General features: G+C 64.7%; 20 protein-coding genes and 1 tRNA gene. 8 read left to right on the forward strand and 13 right to left on the reverse strand.

From position 1 onward, the window contains the following. Positions 1 to 3 precede the first annotated feature (3 nt). Genes NG696_RS11820 through NG696_RS11845 form a run of 6 tightly spaced genes read right to left on the reverse strand, consistent with a single transcriptional unit; the run spans position 4 to position 7,369 of the window. On the reverse strand, positions 4 to 1,680 hold the full coding sequence (locus tag NG696_RS11820; protein WP_252564288.1) for a protein kinase domain-containing protein: 1,677 nt from the start codon (positions 1,678 to 1,680) through the stop codon (positions 4 to 6). Further along, complete coding sequence (locus NG696_RS11825; protein ID WP_252564286.1) at positions 1,677 to 3,137, reverse strand: peptidoglycan D,D-transpeptidase FtsI family protein; 1,461 nt, start codon at positions 3,135 to 3,137, stop codon at positions 1,677 to 1,679. The genes NG696_RS11820 and NG696_RS11825 overlap by 4 nt, the downstream gene beginning before the upstream one ends. Beyond that, on the reverse strand, positions 3,134 to 4,522 hold the full coding sequence (locus NG696_RS11830) for an FtsW/RodA/SpoVE family cell cycle protein (RefSeq protein ID WP_252564284.1): 1,389 nt from the start codon (positions 4,520 to 4,522) through the stop codon (positions 3,134 to 3,136). The genes NG696_RS11825 and NG696_RS11830 overlap by 4 nt, the downstream gene beginning before the upstream one ends. Further along, positions 4,519 to 6,144, reverse strand: a complete 1,626-nt coding sequence (locus NG696_RS11835) for a PP2C family protein-serine/threonine phosphatase (RefSeq protein WP_252575470.1) — start codon at positions 6,142 to 6,144, stop codon at positions 4,519 to 4,521. The genes NG696_RS11830 and NG696_RS11835 overlap by 4 nt, the downstream gene beginning before the upstream one ends. A gap of 2 nt (positions 6,145 to 6,146) precedes the next feature. Next, entirely contained in the window at positions 6,147 to 6,629 is a 483-nt protein-coding gene (locus NG696_RS11840; protein ID WP_056342800.1) for an FHA domain-containing protein FhaB/FipA, read from the reverse strand. Next, positions 6,626 to 7,369: an FHA domain-containing protein gene (locus NG696_RS11845; protein ID WP_252575472.1), complete on the reverse strand. Its 744-nt coding sequence runs from the start codon at positions 7,367 to 7,369 to the stop codon at positions 6,626 to 6,628. The genes NG696_RS11840 and NG696_RS11845 overlap by 4 nt, the downstream gene beginning before the upstream one ends. Positions 7,370 to 7,701: 332 nt before the next feature. Here NG696_RS11845 and NG696_RS11850 point away from each other — a divergent pair. Both NG696_RS11850 and NG696_RS11855 read left to right on the forward strand, forming a co-directional pair. After that, positions 7,702 to 7,784 (forward strand) — tRNA-Leu (locus NG696_RS11850). Between the two features lie 156 nt (positions 7,785 to 7,940). Then, positions 7,941 to 8,396, forward strand: coding sequence for a UPF0158 family protein (locus NG696_RS11855; RefSeq protein WP_252575474.1), 456 nt, complete (start codon positions 7,941 to 7,943; stop codon positions 8,394 to 8,396). On the opposite strand, the gene NG696_RS11860 is transcribed toward NG696_RS11855, so the two are convergent. Then, positions 8,385 to 9,089, reverse strand: a complete 705-nt coding sequence (locus NG696_RS11860) for a TetR/AcrR family transcriptional regulator (protein ID WP_252575475.1) — start codon at positions 9,087 to 9,089, stop codon at positions 8,385 to 8,387. The two genes, NG696_RS11855 and NG696_RS11860, sit on opposite strands and share 12 nt — an antisense overlap. A gap of 142 nt (positions 9,090 to 9,231) precedes the next feature. Here NG696_RS11860 and NG696_RS11865 point away from each other — a divergent pair, with 142 nt between their 5' ends. Continuing rightward, a complete protein-coding gene (locus tag NG696_RS11865; protein ID WP_252575477.1) occupies positions 9,232 to 10,659 on the forward strand; it encodes a flavin monoamine oxidase family protein in 1,428 nt (475 codons plus the stop codon). A 64-nt stretch (positions 10,660 to 10,723) separates the two neighbouring features. After that, positions 10,724 to 12,295, forward strand: a complete 1,572-nt coding sequence (locus NG696_RS11870) for an APC family permease (RefSeq protein WP_252575478.1) — start codon at positions 10,724 to 10,726, stop codon at positions 12,293 to 12,295. On the opposite strand, the gene NG696_RS11875 is transcribed toward NG696_RS11870, so the two are convergent. The 5 genes from NG696_RS11875 to NG696_RS11895 form a co-directional block, all read right to left on the reverse strand. Continuing rightward, positions 12,267 to 12,992, reverse strand: coding sequence for a FadR/GntR family transcriptional regulator (locus NG696_RS11875; protein ID WP_252575479.1), 726 nt, complete (start codon positions 12,990 to 12,992; stop codon positions 12,267 to 12,269). The two genes, NG696_RS11870 and NG696_RS11875, sit on opposite strands and share 29 nt — an antisense overlap. Continuing rightward, on the reverse strand, positions 12,989 to 13,207 hold the full coding sequence (locus tag NG696_RS11880; protein WP_252575480.1) for an AEC family transporter: 219 nt from the start codon (positions 13,205 to 13,207) through the stop codon (positions 12,989 to 12,991). Before NG696_RS11880 ends, NG696_RS11875 begins: the two co-directional genes overlap by 4 nt. Beyond that, positions 13,198 to 13,908: an AEC family transporter gene (locus tag NG696_RS11885; protein WP_252575481.1), complete on the reverse strand. Its 711-nt coding sequence runs from the start codon at positions 13,906 to 13,908 to the stop codon at positions 13,198 to 13,200. Before NG696_RS11885 ends, NG696_RS11880 begins: the two co-directional genes overlap by 10 nt. 88 nt (positions 13,909 to 13,996) lie before the next feature. Further along, positions 13,997 to 14,599 carry a DUF6919 domain-containing protein gene (locus NG696_RS11890; RefSeq protein ID WP_252575483.1) on the reverse strand — a complete coding sequence of 201 codons (603 nt, stop codon included), beginning with the start codon at positions 14,597 to 14,599 and terminating at the stop codon, positions 13,997 to 13,999. Positions 14,600 to 14,652: 53 nt separating this feature from the next. Beyond that, a complete protein-coding gene (locus NG696_RS11895; protein WP_252575484.1) occupies positions 14,653 to 15,258 on the reverse strand; it encodes a hypothetical protein in 606 nt (201 codons plus the stop codon). A gap of 1,168 nt (positions 15,259 to 16,426) precedes the next feature. On the opposite strand from NG696_RS11895, the gene NG696_RS11900 reads away from it, so the two are divergent. The 4 genes from NG696_RS11900 to NG696_RS11915 all read left to right on the forward strand — a co-directional run bounded on the left by NG696_RS11900 (position 16,427) and on the right by NG696_RS11915 (position 21,494). Then, positions 16,427 to 17,806 (forward strand): MFS transporter, encoded by a 1,380-nt coding sequence (locus tag NG696_RS11900; RefSeq protein ID WP_252575486.1) that lies wholly within the window; start codon positions 16,427 to 16,429, stop codon positions 17,804 to 17,806. 297 nt (positions 17,807 to 18,103) lie between these two features. Next, positions 18,104 to 20,263 carry an amylo-alpha-1,6-glucosidase gene (locus NG696_RS11905; protein ID WP_252575487.1) on the forward strand — a complete coding sequence of 720 codons (2,160 nt, stop codon included), beginning with the start codon at positions 18,104 to 18,106 and terminating at the stop codon, positions 20,261 to 20,263. Between the two features lie 132 nt (positions 20,264 to 20,395). Further along, positions 20,396 to 20,557, forward strand: coding sequence for a hypothetical protein (locus NG696_RS11910; RefSeq protein ID WP_252575489.1), 162 nt, complete (start codon positions 20,396 to 20,398; stop codon positions 20,555 to 20,557). A gap of 124 nt (positions 20,558 to 20,681) precedes the next feature. Further along, the gene (locus NG696_RS11915; RefSeq protein WP_252575490.1) at positions 20,682 to 21,494 is read left to right on the forward strand and encodes an IclR family transcriptional regulator; all 813 of its coding nucleotides are present in this window, start codon (positions 20,682 to 20,684) and stop codon (positions 21,492 to 21,494) included. A 227-nt stretch (positions 21,495 to 21,721) separates the two neighbouring features. Here NG696_RS11915 and NG696_RS11920 read toward each other — a convergent pair whose 3' ends face one another. Beyond that, the gene (locus NG696_RS11920) at positions 21,722 to 22,468 is read right to left on the reverse strand and encodes an IclR family transcriptional regulator (protein WP_252575491.1); all 747 of its coding nucleotides are present in this window, start codon (positions 22,466 to 22,468) and stop codon (positions 21,722 to 21,724) included. Positions 22,469 to 23,125: the final 657 nt, after the last annotated feature.

Consider the following 23,125-nt stretch of genomic DNA (forward strand, 5'->3'; position numbering starts at 1 on the left):
CCGCTACGGCGCACAGGTCGGAGGCAATCCCGGCAGCTGGCCGGGGTTGCATTTGGGGAGGGTGGACGTTGGCTCAGCAGAGGCGGCCGGCGAGGACGGCGGAGCGGTCGGCGTGCTGGCCGGGACCGGGACGGCGTAAGTCACAGTCACTTCAGCCCCCTTGGGCACGGTGCCCGTGGGGTTGACCTGCAACACCGTTCCGGCGGCGGAAGTACTCTGCTGCGGGATGACCCGGACGGACAGGCCCATGGTTTCCAGCGTCCCCTGGACCTGACGGTAGTCCTTCCCGAGGTAGGCCGCCGAAATGATGTCCACGGTGCTGGGGGTGGGCGTTGGCGTGGGCGCGTCGGTGGTCCGGGTGGGGGTAGGCGTAGCGGAGGCCGACGTGCTTGACGGGCTGGCGCTGGTGGATGGCGGGTTGCTGGATGCCGAGTTAGTGGTGGTGTTGGCCGGGTTAAAAATCCCCTGCTGCGTCAGGAAGAACCCCACCAGCGCAAACAGAACCAGCACGATCAAGGCAACCAGCGGCCACGTCCAGGGGCTGCGGCCGCGTCGGTCGGGCTCGTCGGCCGGCTCGTCGTCGTACTTCTCTTCCTCCTGCACCCAGCTGCGCTCCGCAGCCAGGGCGTCCGCACGCGAAAGCGTGCTCCCGGGTCCAGTGGCTGTGCCCGCGGCGGCGCCGAGTGCAGCGCCGGCGGCAGCGGCACCAAGCACGGGCAGAGCAGACGTCGACGTTGTGTTGCTGTCCTTCTGGGCGATGACGCCGGTGGGTGCCGTGGCAATGTCCACCGGTGCGGTAATGGGGCCGGTAGTCGCCTCGAAGAGCAACATGCCGGGAACAGCTGCGTGTGCGGCGTCAATATCGCCGTTGCGGATGGCCTCGGCGGCTTCGGACAGCTTGATGGCGTTGGCCGGGCGGTTCTTGGGGTCCTTGGACAGCATGGACATCAACAGCGCGCGGACCGGTTTGGGCAGGGTCTCCGGAAGCGGCGGCGGGGCGTCGTTGACCTGCGCCAGGGCAATGGCGATCTGGGATTCGCCGGAGAACGGCCGGTGCCCGGTGAGGCACTCGTAGCCGATCACGCCGAGTGAGTAGATGTCCGAGGCGCCGGTAGCGGTCTGGCCGGTGGCCTGCTCGGGGGCAAGGTACTGGGCGGTCCCCATGACCTGGCCCGTCTGCGTCAACGGGACCTGATCGGCCAGGCGGGCGATGCCAAAGTCGGTGACCTTGACCCGGCCGTCGGGCGTGATCAGCAGGTTGCCCGGCTTGATGTCGCGGTGGACCAGCCCTTGGGCGTGGGCGACGGAAAGCGCGCGAGCGGTCTGCGCCATCATGGACAGCGTCCGGTCCGGGGACAATACCTGCTCGTGCTCGATGATGCTGCTCAGCGGCTGGCCAGGGACGAGCTCCATGACCAGGTACGCGGAGCCATCCTCCTCGCCGTAGTCAAAGACATTGGCGATGCCCACGTGGTTCAGGAGGGCGGTGTGGCGTGCCTCGGCGCGGAACCTCTGGAGGAAACCGGGGTCACCGGTGTATTCCTCCTTGAGTACCTTGATGGCGACAATCCGGCCCAGGACCTGGTCCTTTGCCTTCCAGACCTCTCCCATCCCGCCGATCGCAATCCGCGTGGTCAGCTGGAATCTGCCGCCGAGGGTGATTCCCGTTGTAGGCCTCACTTATTCAACACCGCCTCAAAAATCTTCTTCGCGTTCGGACTGGTTAGCTGTGCGCCGGTGGTGATGTCTACGCCCTCCATGACGATGGTGACGCTCACCTCCGGGTTGTTCGCCGGGGCAAACCCGGTGAACCAGGAGTTGTTCAGGCCGTTGCCCAGTTCAGCGGTTCCGGTTTTGCCGGCTACCTGCACACCGGGGACGGCCGCGCCGCGGGCAATGCCCTGGCTCACCGCACTGGTCATCCATTCGGTGATCTGCCGGGCAATTTCCGGAGTGGTGGACGTCCGGAGCGCCGCCGGCTGGGGCTCGTCAATAACCCGGAGGTCCGGGGACCGCACGGTCTTGACCAGGCTGGGGCTCATCTGGACACCGTTGTTGGCGATGGCCGCGGTCATCAGGGCGATCTGCAGCGGAGTGGCGCGCACGTCCTTCTGGCCGATGGCGGACTGGGCCAGGCCTGGCCCGTCCAGATCATCGGGGAAGCCGCCGCCTTTGGCGTAGGCGAGCTTGAGCTGGTCGCCCAGATCCTCGCCGAAGCCGAATTTTGCCGCCTGCTCGGCGATGGCGTCGCGGCCTAGGTCGAGGGCAATGCTGGCGAACGGCGTATTGCAGGATTGCTGCAGGGCGAAGGCAAAGCTGGCCGTATTCTGGGTGTAGCAGTTGCCTCCGGCGTAGTTCGGCAGTTTGTACTGGATCCCCGGGAAGGGCATCTCGGCGGGGTTGGGGAGCACGCTGTCCTTGTTGTACTTCCCGGAGGCAAGGGCCGCAGCGGTATCCACCAGCTTGAAGACTGATCCCGGAGCGAGCAGCTCGCCCGTGGGTCCGCTGACATTCTGGTTCAGGTTGATGCCGGGGACCTTGACCAGCTCATTGATGTTGGTTGTTTCGGCGTTGGGGTCCTGGGTGGCGATCAGGTTGGGGTCATAGGACGGCTTGGACACCATGGCCAGGATGGCGCCGGTCTTTGGGTTGGTGACCACAATGGATCCCCGCTGGCCGTCCGGGATGAGGTCGTACGCGAGTTTCTGGATCTCGGGGTCGATGGTTAGTTCCACCGAGGCGCCCTTCGGCTGGTTGCCCAGGAAGAGCTGGCCGATCCGGTCGAAGAACTGCTGGTCTGAGCTGCCGGCCAGCTGATCGTTCATCGCAACTTCCAGGCCAGTGGCACCGTAGTTCCGCGAGAAGTAGCCCGTGAGGCCTGCATACAGTGCCGGCTGCGCGTAGGTCCGCTGGAACTGGCAGACCTCGGAGGTGCCTTCCACCGATTCGGCCACGGGGTCCCCGCCCACGATGATGGCGCCGCGGTCGTTGCAGTAATTCTGCAGAATGGCGCGCTGGTTCAGGGGGTGGTCGTTGAGGTCATCGGCACCCACCACCTGGACGAAGCTGATGGCGCCGAAGATCAAGGCAAACATGGCGATCGCTGCCACCCAGGAATTACGGATTGCTTGGTTCACGCTCGTTTCACCGCCTCGGTGGGAGTATCAATTCCTGCAGGTTCCGCAGCGCCGCCGGGAGGAAGTGGTGTGGTGTCCACCGGTCCCCGCGCCGTATGGGAGATCAGCAGGAGCAGGCCCACGATGATCCAGTTGGCCAGCAGCGACGAACCGCCGGCGGCGAGGAAAGGCGTGGTCAAACCGGTCAGCGGGATCAGTCGTGTGACTCCGCCGATCACCACGAAGCACTGGAGGGCGATGGCGAAGGAAAGCCCGCAGGCCAGCAGTTTCCCAAAGGCATCCCGGGTGCCCAGCGCCGCCCGGAACCCTCGGGTGAACAGCATGACGTACATCAGCACTACGGCGAACAGTCCGATCAGGCCCAGCTCCTCGCCGATGGACGCGATGATCATGTCGCTGTTGGCGAAGGGGACCAGGTCCGGCCGGCCCTGGCCCAGGCCGGTACCCACCAGGCCGCCGTTGGCCATGCCGAAGAGTCCCTCGATGACTTGCCGGCTGCCGGTCTCGTACACGTCTGGGCTGAAGGCGTTCAGCCAGCCGTAGATGCGGACTTCGACATGGGAAAACACCTGGGCTGCCACGAAGCCGCCACCCAGGATGAGGCCCAAGCCGATCACTACCCAGCTGATACGGCTGGTGGCCACGTAGATCATCACGATGAACAGGCCAAAGAACAGCACGGAAGACCCGAGGTCGCGCTGGAAGATCAACACGCCGATGCTCACCAGCCAGGCGGTGATCATGGGCCCCATGTCCTTGAACCGGGGGAACTGCAGCGGGCCGATCTTGCGGCCGGCCAGCAGAATGAGGTCGCGGTTGGAGGAAAGATAACCGGCGAAGAATATAGCGAGGGTGATCTTGGCGATCTCACCCGGCTGGAACGTCATGGGACCCACCCGGATCCAGACCCGGGCGCCGAGGATTTCGCCGGCCGAGATGCCGGGCACCAGTGGAAGAATCAGCAGGAGCGCGCTCACAGCCAGCGAGATGTAGGTGAAGCGGCGCAGCACCCGGTGGTCCTTGAGAAACCAGATCACGCCGATGGCCACGGCCATGGCGATCAGGGTCCAACGCAGCTGGTTGTTGCCGGTGTCCTCCCCGGGGGCGTCAAGGCGGTGAATCATGGCAAGACCCAGACCGTTGAGTGCAACCACCAAAGGAAGTATTACCGGATCGGCATATTTTGCCCGGATCCGCAGGACCACGTGGAAGACCAGGGCGGCCACCGCGAGGAGGCTGGACTGGAACCAGAAATCGGAGTCGAACGCCTTCGCCTGGTCAACGCCCACCAGCATGCTGGCGCCAATGCCCACAGACAGGGCGAGGATCAGCAGCAACAGTTCCACGTTGCGCCGGGGCTTGGGGATGGTGCTGAGCTGGCTCACTGGCCCCCCTCACAGACGGTAGTGGGGGTGGGTGAGGCAGCCGGGGCAGGTGCTGCCGCCGGAGCGGCTGGGTCCGGCGATGGGGCAGGCGCGGTGGGTGTTGCAGCGGGCGCCGTTGCTGGCGCCGGAGTGGGCGAGGGGGTCAAGCACTCATCCGGCGGCGCAATGGTGCCGGTGCCTTCGAGGTTCTTCACGATCCGCTGGGCGTCGTAGAGGTCACGCGCGGGCACTGTCTGCCGGACGCGCTGCTGGGAGAACTGGGGCAAGGAATCCATCCGGATCTCTGTAACGGCTTCGAGGGTTGAAAGCTGGATGGGGCCAAGCCGCTGCGACACTCCGTTATAGATGGCCACGCGGGAATCGAACTCCCCGATGTAGTAGCGCGTCTGGGTCCAGGCGTAGCCGAGCCAGAGGCCCACGGTCAGCACCACCAGCACGGACGCGGCGATGGACATGGTGACCCAGCGGCGGGGTCTGGGCCGCCCCAGGACGTCATCTACCTCCGCAACGGGCGCGTCGGCCTTGTGTGTCAGGACGGTGGCGGCCCGCCGTGCCACGGTGCGGCCGGCGATGGTGGGAATCGAGCCGGACTCGGCCGCGGTGGCGGCAGCACCGACAAGTTCGTGCGGGCGCGATGCGAGTTCCTGCCGCAGGACTTCGGCCGAAAGGTGCTCGCCGAGATGGGGGTCGGTGGAGGGCGGCGGTTCGGCGGCTGCCGGGTTTTCGGCGATGGGCTTCTTGTAGTCCGACGCCTCGGGGCCCGGTGAAGCGCTGGCCGCGCCGCTGTCCGCGACGGGGGCTTCGGTGAGCAGCTGCGAGGGGATGATGTCGACGGCGGCGGTACTGACGTCGTCGGACGTTTCCTCGGTGATTTCCACCATGACCACGGTGACGTTGTCCGGTGAGCCGGCTTCCAGCGTCAGGTTAACCAGCGTTTCGACGCACTCGCGCAGGTCCTTTGTCTCGCGGACCGTCCGCTCCACCACGTGTCCGGCCACATAGTTGAGCCCGTCCGAGCACAGGAGCCAGCGTTCCCCGGGCTTGACGTCCAGGGTGTCCAGATCCAGCTCGGGGCTGGCGTCGACGTCGCCCAGGACGCGCATGAGGACGTTTTTGTGCGGGTGGGTTTCGGCCTCTTCGGGACGGAGCCGGCCCTCATCGATCAGCCGCTGGACGAACGTGTGGTCCACGCTGACCTGTTCAAACTCGCCATCACGCAGGCGGTACGCCCGGGAGTCGCCGATATGCGCGAAGTGCAGCTTGCCCTCGGCGAGCAGCAGAGATGTGACGGTGGTGCCCATGCCGGCGAGCTTGGGGTTGATGTGCACCAGCTCGGAGAGCAGGGAGTTGGCCGTCTGAATTTCGTCGGCCAGGACGGTGCCGGCGTCGCCGTCGTAGTCGCCGTGGTCCAGGTGCAGCATGTCCAGCACGGTGGCCGCGGAGGCCACATCGCCGCCCGCGTGGCCGCCCATTCCGTCCGCAACCACTGCCAAATGGCGGCCGACGTACGCCGAGTCATCATTTTTGGCCCGGATGCGTCCCACGTCCGAGCGCGCCGCATAGCGCATGACGAGGGGCCGCTGGACGGGTGTGGCCCCGCCGGCGGGAAGGTCAGCGGCCATGGCTACGGCCTCAATTCGATGACCGTCTTGCCGATTCTCACGGGTACGCCAAGCTCAACGGGCAGTGCCCGGGTAAGTTGCTGGTCGGCCAGGTAGGTGCCGTTGGTGGAGCCAAGGTCCTCGATGAACCACCGGCTGCCTTGCGGGAACAGCCGCGCGTGGCGGCCTGAGGCGTAGTCGTCCTCGAGTACCAGCGTGGCTTCCTGCGCGCGGCCCAGCAGGATGGGGCTCGCGGCCAGGGGGATGGTGGTTCCCTTGAGCGGGCCTTCGGTGACCACCAGTTGATGGGCCTGCTGCTTGAGGGGCTGTGGCGGAGCCTCGGCCAGTTCCGGGTTTTTGCGGACCTGCCGGGCGGTAGGAGTGCCGGCGGCGGCTTTGCGGCCCACCATCAGGTCGCGGCGCATGGCCGAAACGATGCTGAAGATGAGGACCCAAAGCAGGATCAGGAAGCCAAACCGTAGCGCAGTGATGGTCAGGTCGCTCATGGGCGGCCCCCAGGGTTGGCGGGAAGCAGGCGGAAGATAATCTTTGTCCGTCCCATTGTGATGGTGGAGCCGTCGGTCAGTTCGGTGCTGCCTGCCAGTTTATGGCCGTTGACATAGCTGCCATTAGTGGAGCCGAGGTCCACAGCGCTGGTGACGCCGCTGGCGGTGCGGATCTCGAGGTGGCGGCGCGAGACGCCGGTGTCGTCAACCAGGATGTCGGCCTCGGAAGACCTTCCCAGGACGATGGATGGGGCATTGAGGGAGTAGCGCTGACCGTCGATGTCCAGGACGGGCTGCAGCCGGACGGGCGGGCGGCTGGGAGCTGCCGGCATGTTGGGCCTGGCCGAGGAGACTCCGGGGCCGGCTTTGGATTTCTCAGTGGAGGAGACGATCTCGAAGTTGCCAGCGCGCAGCTCCTCGGACCGGCGGAAAGAGATCCGCACCGAGCCCTGCAGGGTGTAGCCCTGGCTGCGGACATGGTTGATGACGACGTCGCAGAGTTCTTCGGCCAGCGGCGTGCCCCAGTCCTGAGCCCTCCTGAAGTCGTCGTCACTGAGTTGGACGTCGAAGACATTGGGGGCCAGTGTGCGACCGGCGGCGATGGTGAGGGCTTTGTTGTCCACCTCGCGGCGGAGCCGGCTGGCGATTTCCACAGGTTCCACCTGGGCGCGCGAACCGGTGGAGAAGACACCGCGGACGGCTTTTTCGATGCCGCGCTCGACCTTGTCCAGCAATCCCATGGTCCTTCTCCTTTCCCCCCCGGCTGCGGGGCAGTTTTCGTTCCGGAACTCAGCCAACAATGCAGTTCAGAACCCAGCGGCCTGCCTGGCAGTGGCAGGCACTACTACATCAGATACTACTGGGCAGGCCTGTGAATGACCTTAATCCACAACGGCCGGGCCCCCGGAAAAGTTCGCTGGCGGTTCCCTGCCGGCCCCCTCCCGGCGGGGAATTTGACCGCTCCCGAGGCTCAATTGGTGTTTTGCCGCCGATGTCCGTTATGCTTGATCTCGCTGCTTTTACAAGGTTGCGGATCCGAAAAACCGGCCGTAATTCATGGAAAAGAAGTTGCGCGCGAGTGGCGGAACGGCAGACGCGCTGGCTTCAGGTGCCAGTGTCCGAAAGGGCGTGGGGGTTCAAATCCCCCCTCGCGCACGCAATCAAGGGAACCCCGGTCTTCGGACCGGGGTTCCTTTCTTTAACGCCGGGGCGGTCCTTAACGCTGGGCCCCGAATCCGGCATGCCGCGGGCGTAACTGTGGGTATAGCATGCGAGTGACACCCGCTGGATCATGCGGCCGGAGGACTGCTCATGCTGACATTGGGCGCAATTGATCTGGAAATGCTGCAACTCGCCCTCGATTCCCCGTCCGAGTGGGATTCCAGATACTGGTTCGACCCCCGCACGGGAGAGACCAGCCTCTGGCTGAGGGACTCGCTTGACGAAGCCGAAGAGTCCGAGGAAGACCTCGAAGCAGCTGGCGCCATCGTGGTGGAACCGATTAGACCGTATGAGGCCTACCGCGACATGGAATTGTTCATTGCGGATGTGCGGGATGAACGCGCCAAGGACCTGCTCTGGCGCGCAATAGACGGCAAGGGAGCATTCCGGCGTTTCAGGAACACGCTCGCAGAGTTCCCCGAGCTTCAGACCCTATGGTTCTCATTCCATGACCGAGCCATGCGGCGGCGCGCCATAGAGTGGCTGGCGGCATCTGGTGTAGTGGAACAGGGTGAGGCCGAGAACGCCCTGCGCCTACTTCCGTAACGCCCCGAAGCCCGCAATGAGGGCCTCAAGCCCCAGGCTGAACGCCACGTCCGCAGGTTTCTCGTGCCCCTGCGCGGCCAAGCTCCGGACTGCTCCCGTGAAGCTCGGCGTCGACTCCGCCATGCTGCCGGATTCGAAAATGTCGGCGGGGGCCGTGACGTCGTAGGCGGATCCGAAGATGAAGGATTCCAGGGCCACGATGGCGGACACGATCCGCTCCTCCGGGAATCCGGCCGCCCGGAATCCGGCGCTGACGGTCTCATACATGGCGAGGGTCTGCGGTGCGTCAGTCACTGGAAGTACTGCGATGACGGGAATCAGGGGCGTGTGCTCCGCGAAGACGTCCCGGTAACTCCAGGCCCACTTCCGCACGGCGGACTCCCAAGGTTCCGCCGCGAATGCGGCCACATCCACCAGGGCAGTCAAATGGTCTTCCACGAGCAGGAGCACGTCCCGCTTGGATTCCACATGGTTGTAGAGGGCCGACGGCGCCACGTGCAGTGAGTGGGCCAGTGCGGCCATGGTGAGACCGTCGTAGCCGTTCTTGCCGATGAGCCGCAGGGCTGCTGCCGTGATGCCCGCCTGGTCCAGGACAGCCGCGGCGGGCCGCCCCACGCGGCGCCGTGCCGCACCGGTTTGCGGCACGGGTTCGCGTTCCGTGGCAGTTCGTGAAGCGGCTGGTGATGCCGGCATTGCTGGCCTTTCTGCGGACAGATGTCTCCAGCATTATTCCACCCGGCTCTTCCTCGCGGACCGCAAAACAGCTACAGTTCTAATAAATGAATGGCATTCATTTAGTGGTTCGCGTCACTCGACCGGCCATAGAGAGGACATCATGCTGAATCTTGACCGTGACGTTGTGATCGTTGGCGCCGGACCCTCCGGGCTCACCGCTGCCCGCGAGCTGAGGAAGGCCGGCCTCAGCGTGGCAGTGCTGGAAGCACGGGACCGCGTGGGCGGCCGAACCTGGACCGACACCATTGACGGGGCCATGCTGGAAATCGGCGGCCAGTGGGTCTCCCCGGATCAGACCGTACTGCTGGAGCTCCTGGACGAGCTCGGCCTGAAGACATACTCCCGCTACCGGGAGGGCGAGTCCGTCTACGTCGGCGCCGACGGCAAGAAAACCCGCTACACCGGTGATTCCTTCCCGGTGAGCGCAGCCACCGGGGCGGAAATGGACAAGCTGATCGGCATTCTGGACGGCCTCGCCGCGGAAATCGGCGCCAGCGAGCCCTGGGCGCACCCCAAGGCCCGTGAACTGGACACCATCTCCTTCCACCACTGGCTGCGCCGGAACTCGAACGACGAGGAGGCCTGCAACAACATTGGCCTGTTCATCGCCGGCGGCATGCTCACCAAGCCCGCGCACGCGTTTTCGGCACTGCAGGCGGTCCTCATGGCAGCCTCCGCCGGGTCCTTCAGCCACCTCACCGACGAGGACTTCATCCTGGACAAGCGGGTCATTGGCGGGATGCAGCAGGTGTCCCTGCTGCAGGCAGCGGAACTGGGGGCCGACGTCGTACTTAACAGTCCGGTGCGCACAGTCCGCTGGGAGGATGCCGGCGAAGGCGGGCACCGCGTCAGCGTTGTCTCGGAGCGCGCCACCGTGAATGCGCGTTTTGTGATCATGGCGGTGCCACCGAACCTTTACTCACGCGTCTCTTTTGACCCGCCGCTTCCGCGGCGGCAGCACCAGATGCACCAGCACCAGTCGCTGGGCCTGGTGATCAAGGTCCACGCCGTTTACAGCACGCCGTTCTGGCGTGAAGTCGGACTCTCCGGAACGGGTTTCGGTGCCGGTTCGCTGGTCCAGGAGGTCTACGACAACACCAACCACTGTGATTCACGGGGAACCCTGGTGGGCTTCGTCTCGGATGAAAAGGCCGACGCCGTCTTCGAGCTGAGTGCCGAGGACCGCCGCCGCGCCATCCTGGAATCGATTGCCGGGTTCCTGGGGGACAAGGCCCTGGAACCCGAGGTCTACTACGAATCCGACTGGGGCTCCGAGGAATGGACCCGGGGCGCGTACGCGGCCAGCTACGATCTGGGAGGCCTGCACCGTTACGGCAAGGACCAGCACACTCCTGTGGGCCCGATCTACTGGTGCTCCTCGGACCTCGCCGCCGAGGGCTACCAGCACGTTGACGGAGCCGTCCGCATGGGCCAGCGCACAGCGGCGCGCATCGTGGCTGCGGCGGGCGTTGCAGCCAAAGCGGGCGCATCCGCTGCGGCACATATGGCCGCGGCCGCCGTCGACTGACAGCACCAGCACCAGTACGAGCTCCACCCCATTCAGCGTCGAATGAACTACGAGAGGCAAGGCCATGAGTCCCAAAGAAGTGACAGCACAGCCACCCAGCGGCCTGGACCAGGGCCTGGCAGAAAAGGGCCTGAGCGGGAAGGGCCTGAAGGCCGGCGCGGTGGGGCTGGTGGGCGCCGTCGTGATCGGGGTTTCCTGCATCGCGCCTGCGTACACGCTGACCGCGGCGCTGGGCCCAACGGTTTCGGAAGTGGGGGTCCAGCTGCCGGCGATCTTCCTGGTGGGCTTTATCCCCATGATCCTGGTGGCGTTGGGCTACCGCGAACTGAACAATGCCATGCCCGACGCCGGCACCTCGTTTACGTGGGCATCGCGCGCCTTTGGTCCGTGGATCGGCTGGATGGGTGGCTGGGGGCTGATTGCGGCCACCATCATTGTGCTGTCCAACCTGGCGGCGGTCGCCGTCGACTTCTTCTACCTCATGCTGGCCCAGCTGTTCGGGAACCCGGAACTGGGCGAGCTGAGCAAGAACCTGCCGCTGAACATCGCCACCACCCTGGTGTTCATCGCCCTGGCTTGCTGGATTTCCTATCGGGGCATGGAAGCCACCAAGGGCGTGCAGTATGTCTTGGTGGCGTTCCAGCTGCTGGTGCTGGGCTGGTTTGCCGTTGCCGCCTTCAGCCACGTGGCCAACGGCTCCGCTTTTGATGCAACTGCCATTTCGCCGGACTGGTTCAACCCGTTCGCGGTTGGATCCTTCTCAGCCTTTGCTGCCGGGGTTTCCCTCTCCATCTTCATTTACTGGGGCTGGGACGTCACTCTGACCATGAACGAGGAAACCAAAAATCCGGAGAAGACTCCGGGGCGGGCGGCAACCGTCACCGTGGTGGTGATCGTCGCGATCTACATGACCGTTGCGCTGGCCACCCTGTCCTTTGCGGGCGTGGGCGAAACCGGCCTGGGCGCCGGGAATCCGGACAACCAGTCGAGCATCTTCGCCGTCCTCTCCGGGCCGGTCATGGGACCGTTCGCCATCCTGATGTCCCTCGCCATCCTGAGCAGTTCGGCCGCCTCGCTGCAGTCCACGTTTGTGTCCCCGGCGCGGACCATGCTGTCGATGGGTCACTACAAGGCACTCCCGGGCCGCTTCGGCAAGGTCAGCCCGCACTTCAAGTCCCCGAGCTACGCCACGATCGCCGCGGGCGTTGCCGCCGCAGCCTTCTACGTCATCACCCGGACCACCTCGGAGAACGCGCTCTGGGACACCATCACGGCGCTGGGCATGATGATCTGCTTCTACTACGGCATCACAGCCCTGGCATGCGTCTGGTTCTTCCGGGCACAGGCGTTCAGCAATGGCCGCGCCTTCTTCTTCAAGTTCCTGGCGCCGCTGCTGGGCGGAGTGATCCTGCTGGTGATGTTCTTCAAGACCGCCGTCGATTCCATGGACCCCGAGTACGGCTCCGGATCATCGGTGGGCGGGCTGGGGATGGTGTTCATTCTCGGCATGGGCGTGATCCTGCTGGGCGTGGTGATCATGCTGGTGATGTCCCGGCTGCGGCCCGAGTTCTTCAAGGGGCAGGTGCTGGCCCGCGGCCGCGAGGAGTTTAAGCGGGCGGGCGCACCGACGCCTTGAACCGCCGTCGGGAATTTGCGAGGTGGGTGCGCATGGCGGCTGAGGCGGCGGTCTCATCGCCGTCGGCGATGGCGGCAGCGATGGACCGGTGCTCGTGCACCACCTGGTCAAAGTGGTCCCGTGCGTAATGTTCGACGCCGGTGAGCAGCCGGGTGCGCGGCATCGCGATCATCGTCTGGCACAGGGCGGCGAGGCAATCTGAGTAGAAAGGGTTGCCGGAGGCGGCCGCGATGGCGCGGTGGAACTCGAAGTCGGCCTTCATGGCGTGGCCGGGGTGGTCAGCGCTGGCGGCGAACTGTTCCAGGGCAGCATTAACCGCCCGGAGCTGGCGGTCGGAGTGGTTGCGGGCGGCCAGGGCCACAGCTTCGGACTCCACTCCCAGCCGGAATTCCAGCAGGTGGAGGCGGTCTTCGACGCTGGCGACGGGGCGGCTGCCCGGGACTGGCTGGGGGCCGTCGTCGGGCGGGGTCAACGCAAAGCTGCCTCGCCCGCGTTCGGTTTCCACCAGCCCTTCGGCCTGGAGGCGCGTCAGTGCCGAGCGCACCACGGTGCGGCTGACGCCGAAGTCGACCATCAGCGCGTTTTCGCTGGGAAGCTTGTCGCCGGGCTGGATGACGCCGTCCACGATGTACGTATGGACGGAGTCCCGGTAGGCGCCCAGGAACTTGGCCAGGGAGAGGCCAGCGGACGCGCTCATCCCACCAGCCAGGCGACGGCCAGGAGTGCCCCCACGCTCAGCACGGTGGTGCACAGGATGACGTCGCGGGCCACCGTCATGCCGCGGCCGTAGGGGGAGGCAAAGAGGAACACGTTCTGGGCGGTGGGAAGTGCGGCCATGATCACGCTGGCCAGGAGATGCTGGCCTTCCAGCCCAAAGACAAAGCGGCCAAGAACCCACACAATCAGCGGCATTCCGACGTCTTGAGGAACGTTGCCACAAGGGTTTCTGTCCGGCCGTCGTCCTTCTGCAGCGGGGCGCGGCCGGCGAGGGACAGTCCGAAGGCCAGCAGGACCATGGGCACGGCCCCGCCGGCCAGCATGTCGATCGGCTTCTGCAGCAGGTCCGGCGCGGTCCAGCCTGTCAGGGCGACGGCCACACCCAGTGCGGATGCGATGATCATGGGATTACCCAACGGCTGCAGCAGCATTTTCTTCCACGAGATTTTGGAACCGGAGACCAGCCCCAGGACCGTCAGGTAGAACGGTGCCATCACCAGAAGCTGGACCAGGAGCACGGGCGCCACGTGCTGCGCCGTCCCCACGGCGTACAGGGACACCGGGATGCCGATGTTGTTGGCGTTGGCGTAGCTGCTGGCCATGGCGCCGACGGCGGTCTCCGCCGCAGGACGCCGGAAGAACAGGAAACTCGCCAGCCAATAGAGAAGCCCCACTATCGCTGCGGAGAGCAGCGCGAGCGGGGCATCGGTTCCCAGGGCGGCGCGGATGTCGCTGCCGGCAACCACCGTGAACAGCAGTGCCGGATTGGTGACGTAGTAGGCGGTGCGGGTCAGCGCCCCTTGGACTTCCGGCCCCAGGATCCGCAGCCGGGCGGCGAAATAGCCCACGGCAATGACGACGGAGACGATCAGGATTCCGGAAACAACGCCGCCCACAGTGCGCCCTTCTATTTGGCTGTTGGAAGTTCCGCACGGCCCGGCCTTGCGCTCAAAGCCGGAAACTCCGACTCCTAAATACCGTAGGCTACGGCGCGGCTTTCAGCGCGGCGAGGACGGTCGGCAGCAGCACGTCATTCCGGCCCCAGACCGGATCCAGGATTTCCACATACCAGGAGTCGGCGAGCAGGAGCGCCAGCGTTTCGTTGGTTTCCTCCGCCCAGTCCTGGATCTGCTCTTCCTGCACCGGAGTCTCACTGGAGCCGAGGACGGTAACTACCTCGTCGCCGTCGAGCGTTACCGGGATGGCGGCGCTGCTGGCCTCGCCCGGGGCATGCGCCACCGTTACCAGCTCAGTCCGGGTGGAAAGGGCCAGGAGTTCCACGGCTGCCTCTGCACTGCAGAAGCCGGTCACGTACTGCCGCTGGGCGGAGTTGTCGGTCCGCAGGCCGGGCTGGGATTCCTTGGTGAACAGCCCGCTCCTGTTCAGGGCGGCAAGCTCGGTGGCGATCGGTTCTGTTTCGTCGTCGTAGCGGACCGTAAAGGTGGCGGCCTGGTATTCGCTATGGCCCTCCAGCCAACGCGCCGTCAGTTCCCCGGCCGCTGCAAGGGTGATGGCCTGCCGCCAGGCCCCCTTATCCTCCAGGCGCCTGCCGAACTGGTCACGGATTTCCGCTTCTGTGGGTTCCATCTTCGGATGCTACGGCGCCCCGCCGCCGGACTCCAGCGGCGGCGACACAGCAGTTAATGTCCGCCGGCGGTGGTTCCGGCAGAGATCCCGGCAGCCCGCTCCGCCGCTGCGAGGGCAATGCCAAAGCGGACGACAGCGGGAGCGTACCCTTGGTGCGGCACTGCCCGCAGCTGCTCTGCCTCCCTCATGGCGCGGATCAGCGCGGACGTTTCGGGCAGCCGGACGTCCGTCATGGCGGGGTAGTCGATGCAGCTCGCAGGGTCCAGTTCGTAGCGGCTCCACCGGGCCAGGAGTGCGTCATGTTCAGCCTGCGCCGCAGTGTGAACGGGCCGGTCCAGCCGCAGCTGCCGGCGGCGTTCCTGCAACGCCAGGATCTGGGGGCTGCCCCGGTAGGCGGCCACGCCCGCCCCTGCGCCCAGCGCGGCGAGGACCACACCAAACCAGGGTGACGCGAGTGTGGGAATAAGGATCGCCGGAAGTGCCACGGCAGAGCCCATAAACACATCCCAGAATACGGGATCCGGGGCGCGGACGGCAGGGTCCGGCGTCGAATGCTGGCGGACAGCCAGGACGGTGGCAGCCACCGTGCACACGAGCACTGCACCCCAGAAACTCAGCTGCAACGCTCCAAACAGGACGGATTCTGCAAATGCCGGCACTGCGGCACCTCCCCGTGTCAGGCCCGGCCCAGGATTCCGGGTTGCTCCTTCCATTGCATCCCCTGTGGGCGCCGGGGTCAATGGGCGGGCAGGCTATGTGGATATTGCACGATCCTGAGGCTGATCAGGGAGCCCCCAGGCATTTGACTTGGCTCCTGGTTCCGCCTGCCAAACACGAAGTTCGCCCAACGCGACGATGTCTGCGTCACGAGCGGAGCGCAGCAGTTCGGCCAATTGAGGCCTGAGGGTACAGATGCCGGAAGCCTTGTCGCTGAAAATCTAATCCAAGGCTTGGCCGCCGAGCTTGCGCTGTTCATTCTGGTCCAGCGTGGTAACCCTCGCATACCGGATTCCTTGACCTGCCGCCGTAGTCACCCCTGCCGAAGCTGTCAGGATGAAACCTATGACTTTCCAAAAGGCATGTCCGGAAACGCTATTTCAGATCCTATTCTGACACCCGTCCGAGTGGGATGGAGGTCAGGTTGGGGTGTTCTCTAACTGGACGTGAACTCGGCACACGAACCAAGGCTTCCGGACTTGAAGCTTCCGGCTGCTCACGGGGCCGTTTGCCACAACTTTGATCTGACCGGCCCTACACCTTTGTTCAGAAGGCTCGAATAGTTCGAAGTCGAACATACACGCGTACCAGTAATCGCCGCGGCGGCAACGGACTTGGCGGGCCGTGGCCGATAGGGGAGCGATTCACATCGGCTTGGCACAGCGAATGTACTGGCATGTGGTCTCTGTGCTGACTTTGTTACGGGCTCAGAGGGCTTTCGGAGCACCCTGCCGGCGCGCCTTTCCCGGTCGACCCGCCCCTGTTCCGGCTTGAGGTCTTTTGCGCCCTTTGCAGGCCCCGCGCTGCTTGGCCAGGGCGATTCCTTCCGCGGGTATTCCCTAATGAAGCTTGACACTGCCATGGGGGAGCCCTCTCCCGTAAGGACCGGGGGCAACACTAGCGAATTGCTGACCTAAGTGCAGAATCCCCGCAAGTCTCCTCGTCTGACAGGAAGAATTATGGGAAAACCCTTGACTGTTGCTACCGCAGGAAATAAGTTGTTACATGATCAACGGTGATCGGGATCACATGTGCGACGCTTTGCCCCAGTGGCTAGGCTGAAAGTGAAGCACCTCGCGGTCTTGGCACCATCCCCTGAATGGAGACAACATGGAACGCGATCTTGCAGATAATTCCCTGGAGAAGGTGAGTCCGGAGCGCCTGCGTAAGGTGGTGCGGGCCTCTTTTGCCGGAACCGTGGTGGAGTGGTTCGACTTTGCCATCTACGGCTACATGGCAACCCACATTGCCGCCACCTTCTTTTCATCCACGGATCCGGTCACGGGTCTGCTGGAGACATTCGCCGTGTTCGCTGTCGCGTTCGCGCTGCGGCCCTTGGGCGGCATCTTCTTCGGACGCCTGGGCGACCGTCTTGGACGTAAAAAGATCCTGGTGCTGACTGTCCTGCTGATGTCCGGATCCACGGCCGCAATCGGGCTCATCCCAAGCCACGAGACGATCGGCATCTGGGCCGCCGTCCTGCTGGTGTTTGCCCGGTGTTTACAAGGCTTTTCCGCTGGCGGTGAATACGCGGGTGCCACCATCTACGTCGTCGAGCACAGCCCCGACGGGCACAGGGCACGCTACTCGTCCACCATGTCCGCGGCGACGTTCTCCTCATTCGCCCTCGCGGCTGGACTCGGAGCGCTGCTCAGCTTCATCCTGCCCCCCGAGGCCATGGGCGATTGGGGCTGGCGCATCCTCTTCCTGCTGTCAGTACCGATGGGCCTGATCGCCTTCTACATTCGCGCCAAACTCCACGAGTCCCCCGAGTTCCAAGCGATGATCGATGATTCCGCCGCCCGGCCCGCCCCGTCTTTGGGAGTCGTCTTCCGCACCCAGTGGCCCGCGATGCTGCGCCTCGGCGGCTTCGTGATGCTCACCGCGCTTTCCTTTTACATTTACTCCACGTACATGTCGACCTTCCTGATCAAAGTGGTCGGCCTGCCCCCGCACCTTGCCCTGTTCTCGAGCTTGATCTCGCTGACCATGGCGACGGCGCTGGCCCCCGTGATGGGACGTGTCTCGGATCGCATAGGGCGCCGCCGCACCATGCAGACCGCCGCCGGTCTCCTGGCCATTCTCACCATTCCGGCGTACATGATCGCCGAACAGGGAACGTTCGCAACCGCCGTTGCCAGCCAACTGCTCATAGGACTCGGTGCCGTGACCGCTAATGTGGTGACCTCGGTCCTGATGTCGGAAATGTTCTCGACCGACGTGCGCTTCGCGGCATCGGGCACCTGTTACAACATCACCTACGCGGTATTCGGCGGTACCGCACCCTTCCTGGCAACGTGGCTTGTCGCGGGAACCGGGTACACGCTCTCCCCGGCGATCTACGTCGCGACCATCGCCGTCGCATCATTCCTCGTCGCCACCTTCCTCATGCCCGAGACCGCAGGGCGGCCTCTGCGCCGTTACCACGACGACCCAGTGCCCGCAGAGCGTGCGCGCGCCGTGGCCTCAAGATCGTTGCCCGGCGCCTGAGGCCCCAGGGCAAGTAAAATGGTCGGCCGCTGTCCGGACCTGTGTGGGTCCGGACAGCGGCTGGCCTTGCCGCAGCCGATCGCGATGGCACAGATCCGCCGGTGGATGAAAGGGACGGTTTGAGTAACCTGGCATGCTCATTGCCGCCATATTCAACCCCTCGTGACCCTTGGATGCCCTGCTCTGGCAACCGTGAACCGAGGGGCGTAGCGTTCAAGTAGAACGACGGCGGTGGTCGCAGCCTGATCAAGGACCGGCACGCTGCCGTACTGTGCCAATCCGTTCAAGGAGCCGGAAATGGCTGGATGGAACTCCGATACGGCGGCCGGGCCTCTGGGCGCCGGGACAATCACGTTGGTGGAAGGTTCATCCTTCTGCATCTCGCTGCCGAATGGGGACATCCAACCCGAGCTGCCGCACGGGGTCTTCTTCCAGGACACGCGCATCCTGTCCCGCTGGAACCTCACCGTCAATGGCCAGCTGCTGGAGCCGTTGGCGGCGGAAACGAAGGAACCATACCGGGCGTTGTTTGCCGGCCGTGTTGCCCGTTCTGACGGATATGCGGACAGCCCGCTGCTTGTGGAGCGGCTGCGCGAGGTGGGTGTCGGCATTACAGAGGAAATTACGGTCTGGAACTACTCGCTGGATCCTGTCGAATGCGTGGTCTCGCTCAGCGTCGAAGCGGATTTCGCCGATCTGTTCGAGGTCAAGGAGGCGCGCATCCTCCGGCACTGGGACGAAACCCTGCAGCCGGACGCAGGTTCGCTGACGATCAGGGGCACTTGGCAGGATTCCCGCAAGGGGATCGTCATCAACGCGGACGGCGCCGACCACGTTGGTGTGGACGCCCTGACATATCGCACAGTTGTCCCGCCGCACGGGCACTGGAGCACCGTGCTGAGCGTGGTGCCTGCCGTGGACGGAACCGGCCCGGCTGCACCGTTTATTCATCCGGCACCGGGAGATATGTCTCCGCGGGACCGGCGCCGGATGGAGTGGGTGGCGAGGATTCCGGTGCTGCAGATGGGCAACCGTTCCATCGAACGTACTCTGCAGCGCAGCTACGACGATCTGGGCGCGCTCCGGATCGAGGACCCCGACCATCCGGATCGGGTGGTGGTCGCAGCCGGAGCACCCTGGTTCATGACCCTGTTCGGCCGCGACTCACTGTGGGCCTCGGAAATGGCACTGCCGGTGGACCCGTCCCTGGCCCTGGGCACGCTGCAGACGCTGGCCGACCGGCAGGGCCGGGTGGTGGACCCGATGAGCGAAGAGGAGCCGGGCAAGATCCTGCACGAGGTCCGGCTCGGCGTCTCCAGCGGACTGTCCTTGGGCGGTAAACCGGAATATTATGGCAGCGTCGACGCGACCCCGCTGTTTGTGAGCGTGCTCGGGGCCGTCAGCCGCTGGGGCTTCGCCAAGGAGACCATTGCCGCCCTGCTGCCCAACGCGGACCGGGCACTTGACTGGATCCGGGACTACGGGGACCGCGACGGCGACGGCTTCGTCGAATATGAACGCCTGAATGATCGGGGGCTGATCAACCAGGGCTGGAAGGATTCCTGGGACGGGATAAACTTCGCCGACGGCACACTGGCGGAATCTCCGATCGCCCTGTGCGAGGTCCAAGCCTACGTCTACTCGGCGTACATGGCGCGTGCTTGGATGGCCTACGACGCCGGCGACACGGCGGTGGGTGACGAGCTCACGGACCGGGCGGCAGAGCTGAAAAAGAAGTTCAACGAACAGTTCTGGCTGCCCGATCGCGGCTACTATGCGATCGCGTTGGATAAGGACAAGCGCCCCGTGGACGCCTGCGCCTCTAACATGGGCCACTGCCTCTGGTTCGGTCTCGTGGATGAGGACAAAGCGCCGCTGGTAGCCGAGAAGCTGATGTCCCCGCAGATGTTCTCCGGCTGGGGCGTTCGCACCCTGGCTACCGACATGGGGGCTTACAACCCGGCGAGCTACCATAACGGCTCGGTCTGGCCGCACGACAACGCCATCATTGCGGCCGGCCTGGTGCGCTACGGTTTCGTGGAAGAAGCGCAGCGGATTGCCACGGCCCTGCTGGAGGCCGCCCAGTACTCGGACGGCCGACTACCCGAGCTCTTCTGTGGCTTCGACCGGGAACGGTTCACCCAGCCCGTGCCGTACCCGACGGCGTGTTCGCCGCAGGCATGGGCCGCGACGGCGCCGATCCTGCTGGTGACAAGCCTGATGCGCTACGACGCGCATGTATCCCGTGGTGGTCTGTGGCTGGACCCCGTGTTGCCGGAGTCTTATGGCGACCTGCACGTCACCAATGCCCCCATGGCCGGCGGCCGGATTACCATCGACATTTCCGGTTCCACCACCTCCGTCCAAGGGTTGCCCGAAGGCATGGTGCTCCACCGCGGGCACCGGCCGTGGATGACTGAGCTGGTGGAGCAGGCCAAGCTGCGCAAGAAAGCCTAGCGGAACGAGCGGGCCCGTCAGCCCTCTTCGGCAACCTCGGCATACCCACCTCCTGCTCAGCCGGGCGGGGAAACGGTGCAGCAGCAAACCCGCTGGAGCGGTAGATGACGGGGTGCATTCATGGCTCAGGCGGTGTCAGCGCCAGTGCTTGAGGGCGGTGAGGACCTCGCCGTTAGGTGGTTCGGTGACGTGGAGCCGCTGGAGAACGTCATCCAGTACCTGAACAACCTGCCCGACTTCGCTGATACCGTCCCCACTTCGGCGATCCCGGTCGCCAGGGCTGTCGTCGCCTGATCTCCTGTGCCGCGCTGCGGCATGGCGGAAGAGGTATGACCGGTCCTCCGACGGGAGGTTGGATGGGCACACCGTACGATGGCTGCTACGGTGACTGCGCGTAGCGCCTAGAGAGGGAGAACCCATGCTTGACCCACAAACAACCACTGACAAACCGCAAGGGGCGGCAGCATCGCTGCTCAACGGTCTTACCGTGCTCGAAGCCTTCTCCGTCGCCAAGCGTTCCCTCCTGGGCGTCACGGAGATCTCCGAGCTCGTTGGCTTGCACAAGAGCACGGTCTCCCGGATGCTCACTGGCCTGGACGAAGCCGGCTACGTGCAGCGCGACGACGAAACAGGGCGATACCGCCTCGGGCTCGGGATGATCGGCCTAGCCGGACCACTGCTGGCCGAGCTCGGCGTCCGCCGTGCCGCACTGCCCCACCTCGAAGACCTCACACAGGCCACCGGCGAGACGGCCGCGATCGCCGTCTGGAACGGCACCAACGCGATTGTTGTGGAACAGACGGCCAGCCTCCACCAGGTCAAGCACAGCGCGGCGATCGGCACGCGTTACAACAAGTTCGCCAGTTCCTCAGTCCGTGTGTTCCTCGCCGAACTGCCGCCCGAGGAGACCGACCGTCTGCTTGCCGACCGGACGGTCCTGCGGGAGGGCTACCTCGGTCTCGAAGACCCGGCCCACGAACAGCTTGTCGGCGTACGTGACGACGGCTTCGCCGTTAACGACGGCGAGACCACTTACGAGGAATACGGCGTGTCCGCTCCTGTGCGGGACTACCGGGGTGCAGTCGTCGGCTGCATCACAGCCAGCGCGCCCCGAGCCCGAGTGCAGTACATGCAGAGTCAGTCGATCCTCCGCGAAGCCGTGCTAGAGGCCGCGGCGCGGGTGTCTACACGGTTGGGCAGCCTGCCGGGGGGAACAGATCCAGGTCGCTGACGGCGCTGTTGGCTGATCCGAGCAGGAGTCGATGGGCGTGCGAGCAGTGATCCTCGATGGTTTGCCAGAGCAGGGACCACGGAACCTCAAGCAGGGCCACCCCCTCGAAGTTGGCAGCTGCTCCGTCACGGAAACTTTTTCCACGTGAGACAGCGCGGTCACGCGTCTCGATCTGAATGCGGTCGAATACACGATGTTGCTGACGTTCGCCTAGCCGCGTGGATGAATCACCCCGGAAGGGAGGCCGACCAGCCCAAGCGGGTGGATACTTCCGAGGCAGCCTGTTGTACGGCTTGAACCAGAGCATCCCTAGTTGCGTGCTTGTGCACACGGGAACGGGGAGCGGATGCAGTGATGCACCCAACCACCTTGCCCCGGTAATCCCGAACCGGAGCGGAGACCCCGAACTCCTCCTCCGTCGTCGAACCGTCGTTAACGGCGTATGCCTGACGGGCGACTTCCTGCAGGTGGGCGGTGTGGTCCAACGGCAAACCATCTCCTGCCGTGCGTAGTATCTGCCCGGATCCGATCAGTTCGGTCGCGAGAGCCGGCGCCAGCTCCGCCAGGAAAACTCTCACCGAAGAGCTCTCGAATTTGTTGTACCGGGTTCCGATGGTGGCAGTGTGTTTGACCTGATTCGGGCTGGCAACCTGCTCCACGACGATGGCCTCGTGACCGTTCCAGACCGAGATAGCGCTGGTCTCTTGGGTGGTTTCGGTTAACTTCTCCAAATACGGAACCGCAGCACGGCGCACATCCAGGTCCGCCAGCAAAGGGGCGGACAACGCAAGGAGGCCCAGCCCGAGCCTATACCGTCCCGTCTCCTCATCCCGCTGGACGTATCCAGCTTCTGTTAAGCCTCCAAGAATGCGTGAGACCGTGCTCTTATGGAGGCCAACACGCTGAGCAACCTCAGTCACACCAAGAACCGGGCTTTGAACGGAAAAGGCTTCCAGGACAGCAAGACCGTTCAACAGTGACGCCGCAGCTCCTTGGACCTGCCCGTTGTCCTGCCTCGGCCTGCCTGCCACCTTCATCCTTTCGCGCTACATGACTATCCCGCCACTCTTTGGGGCCATCATATGCCGCAATCCGTACCCGCCTCACTGAGGTTGGCAGTTCCATATTGCGGACGTGAGATTAACGAACAGAAGGCCCGTCTTGGCGGGCCTTCAAAGTGTTCCGCTCAGACTACATCCGAGCTTCGGCAGGCTTCCCTGCCTTTGCCTTGTCCCGAAGGGATCGGCTGCTTTGCTAACAAATAGTCACAACAGGAGCAACGCCCATAGGCCTACTGTGCGCTCTATCCACCCGATATCCCTGACCTGGCGGGCCGACGATGTTGCTCGTGGAGCAATGCGCGACTCAATACAGAAACCGGCGGATTTGTCATCGCGTGCCACGAATGTTGCCGCCCGGAAAACTGCGGACGCCTCAGCCGGCGTTGCTGGGGTCGGCGGGCGGCCCCCGGACAGGCACTGCTGATCGCGCCCGGATCGTAGTCAGGAGTGCCGCCGCGGCTGCGAACCGGAAACCCTCGCCGGGGCTGCCGGAGTGACGCACCCGCCGAGCTCGCCCTATCGAGAAGTTGGTCCGGTGGAGATGCAGACTCTGGCACCTCTGGTGCTGTG

Origin of the sequence: Pseudarthrobacter cellobiosi, assembly GCF_023913755.1 — a bacterium.
Lineage (GTDB): Bacteria > Actinomycetota > Actinomycetes > Actinomycetales > Micrococcaceae > Arthrobacter > Arthrobacter cellobiosi.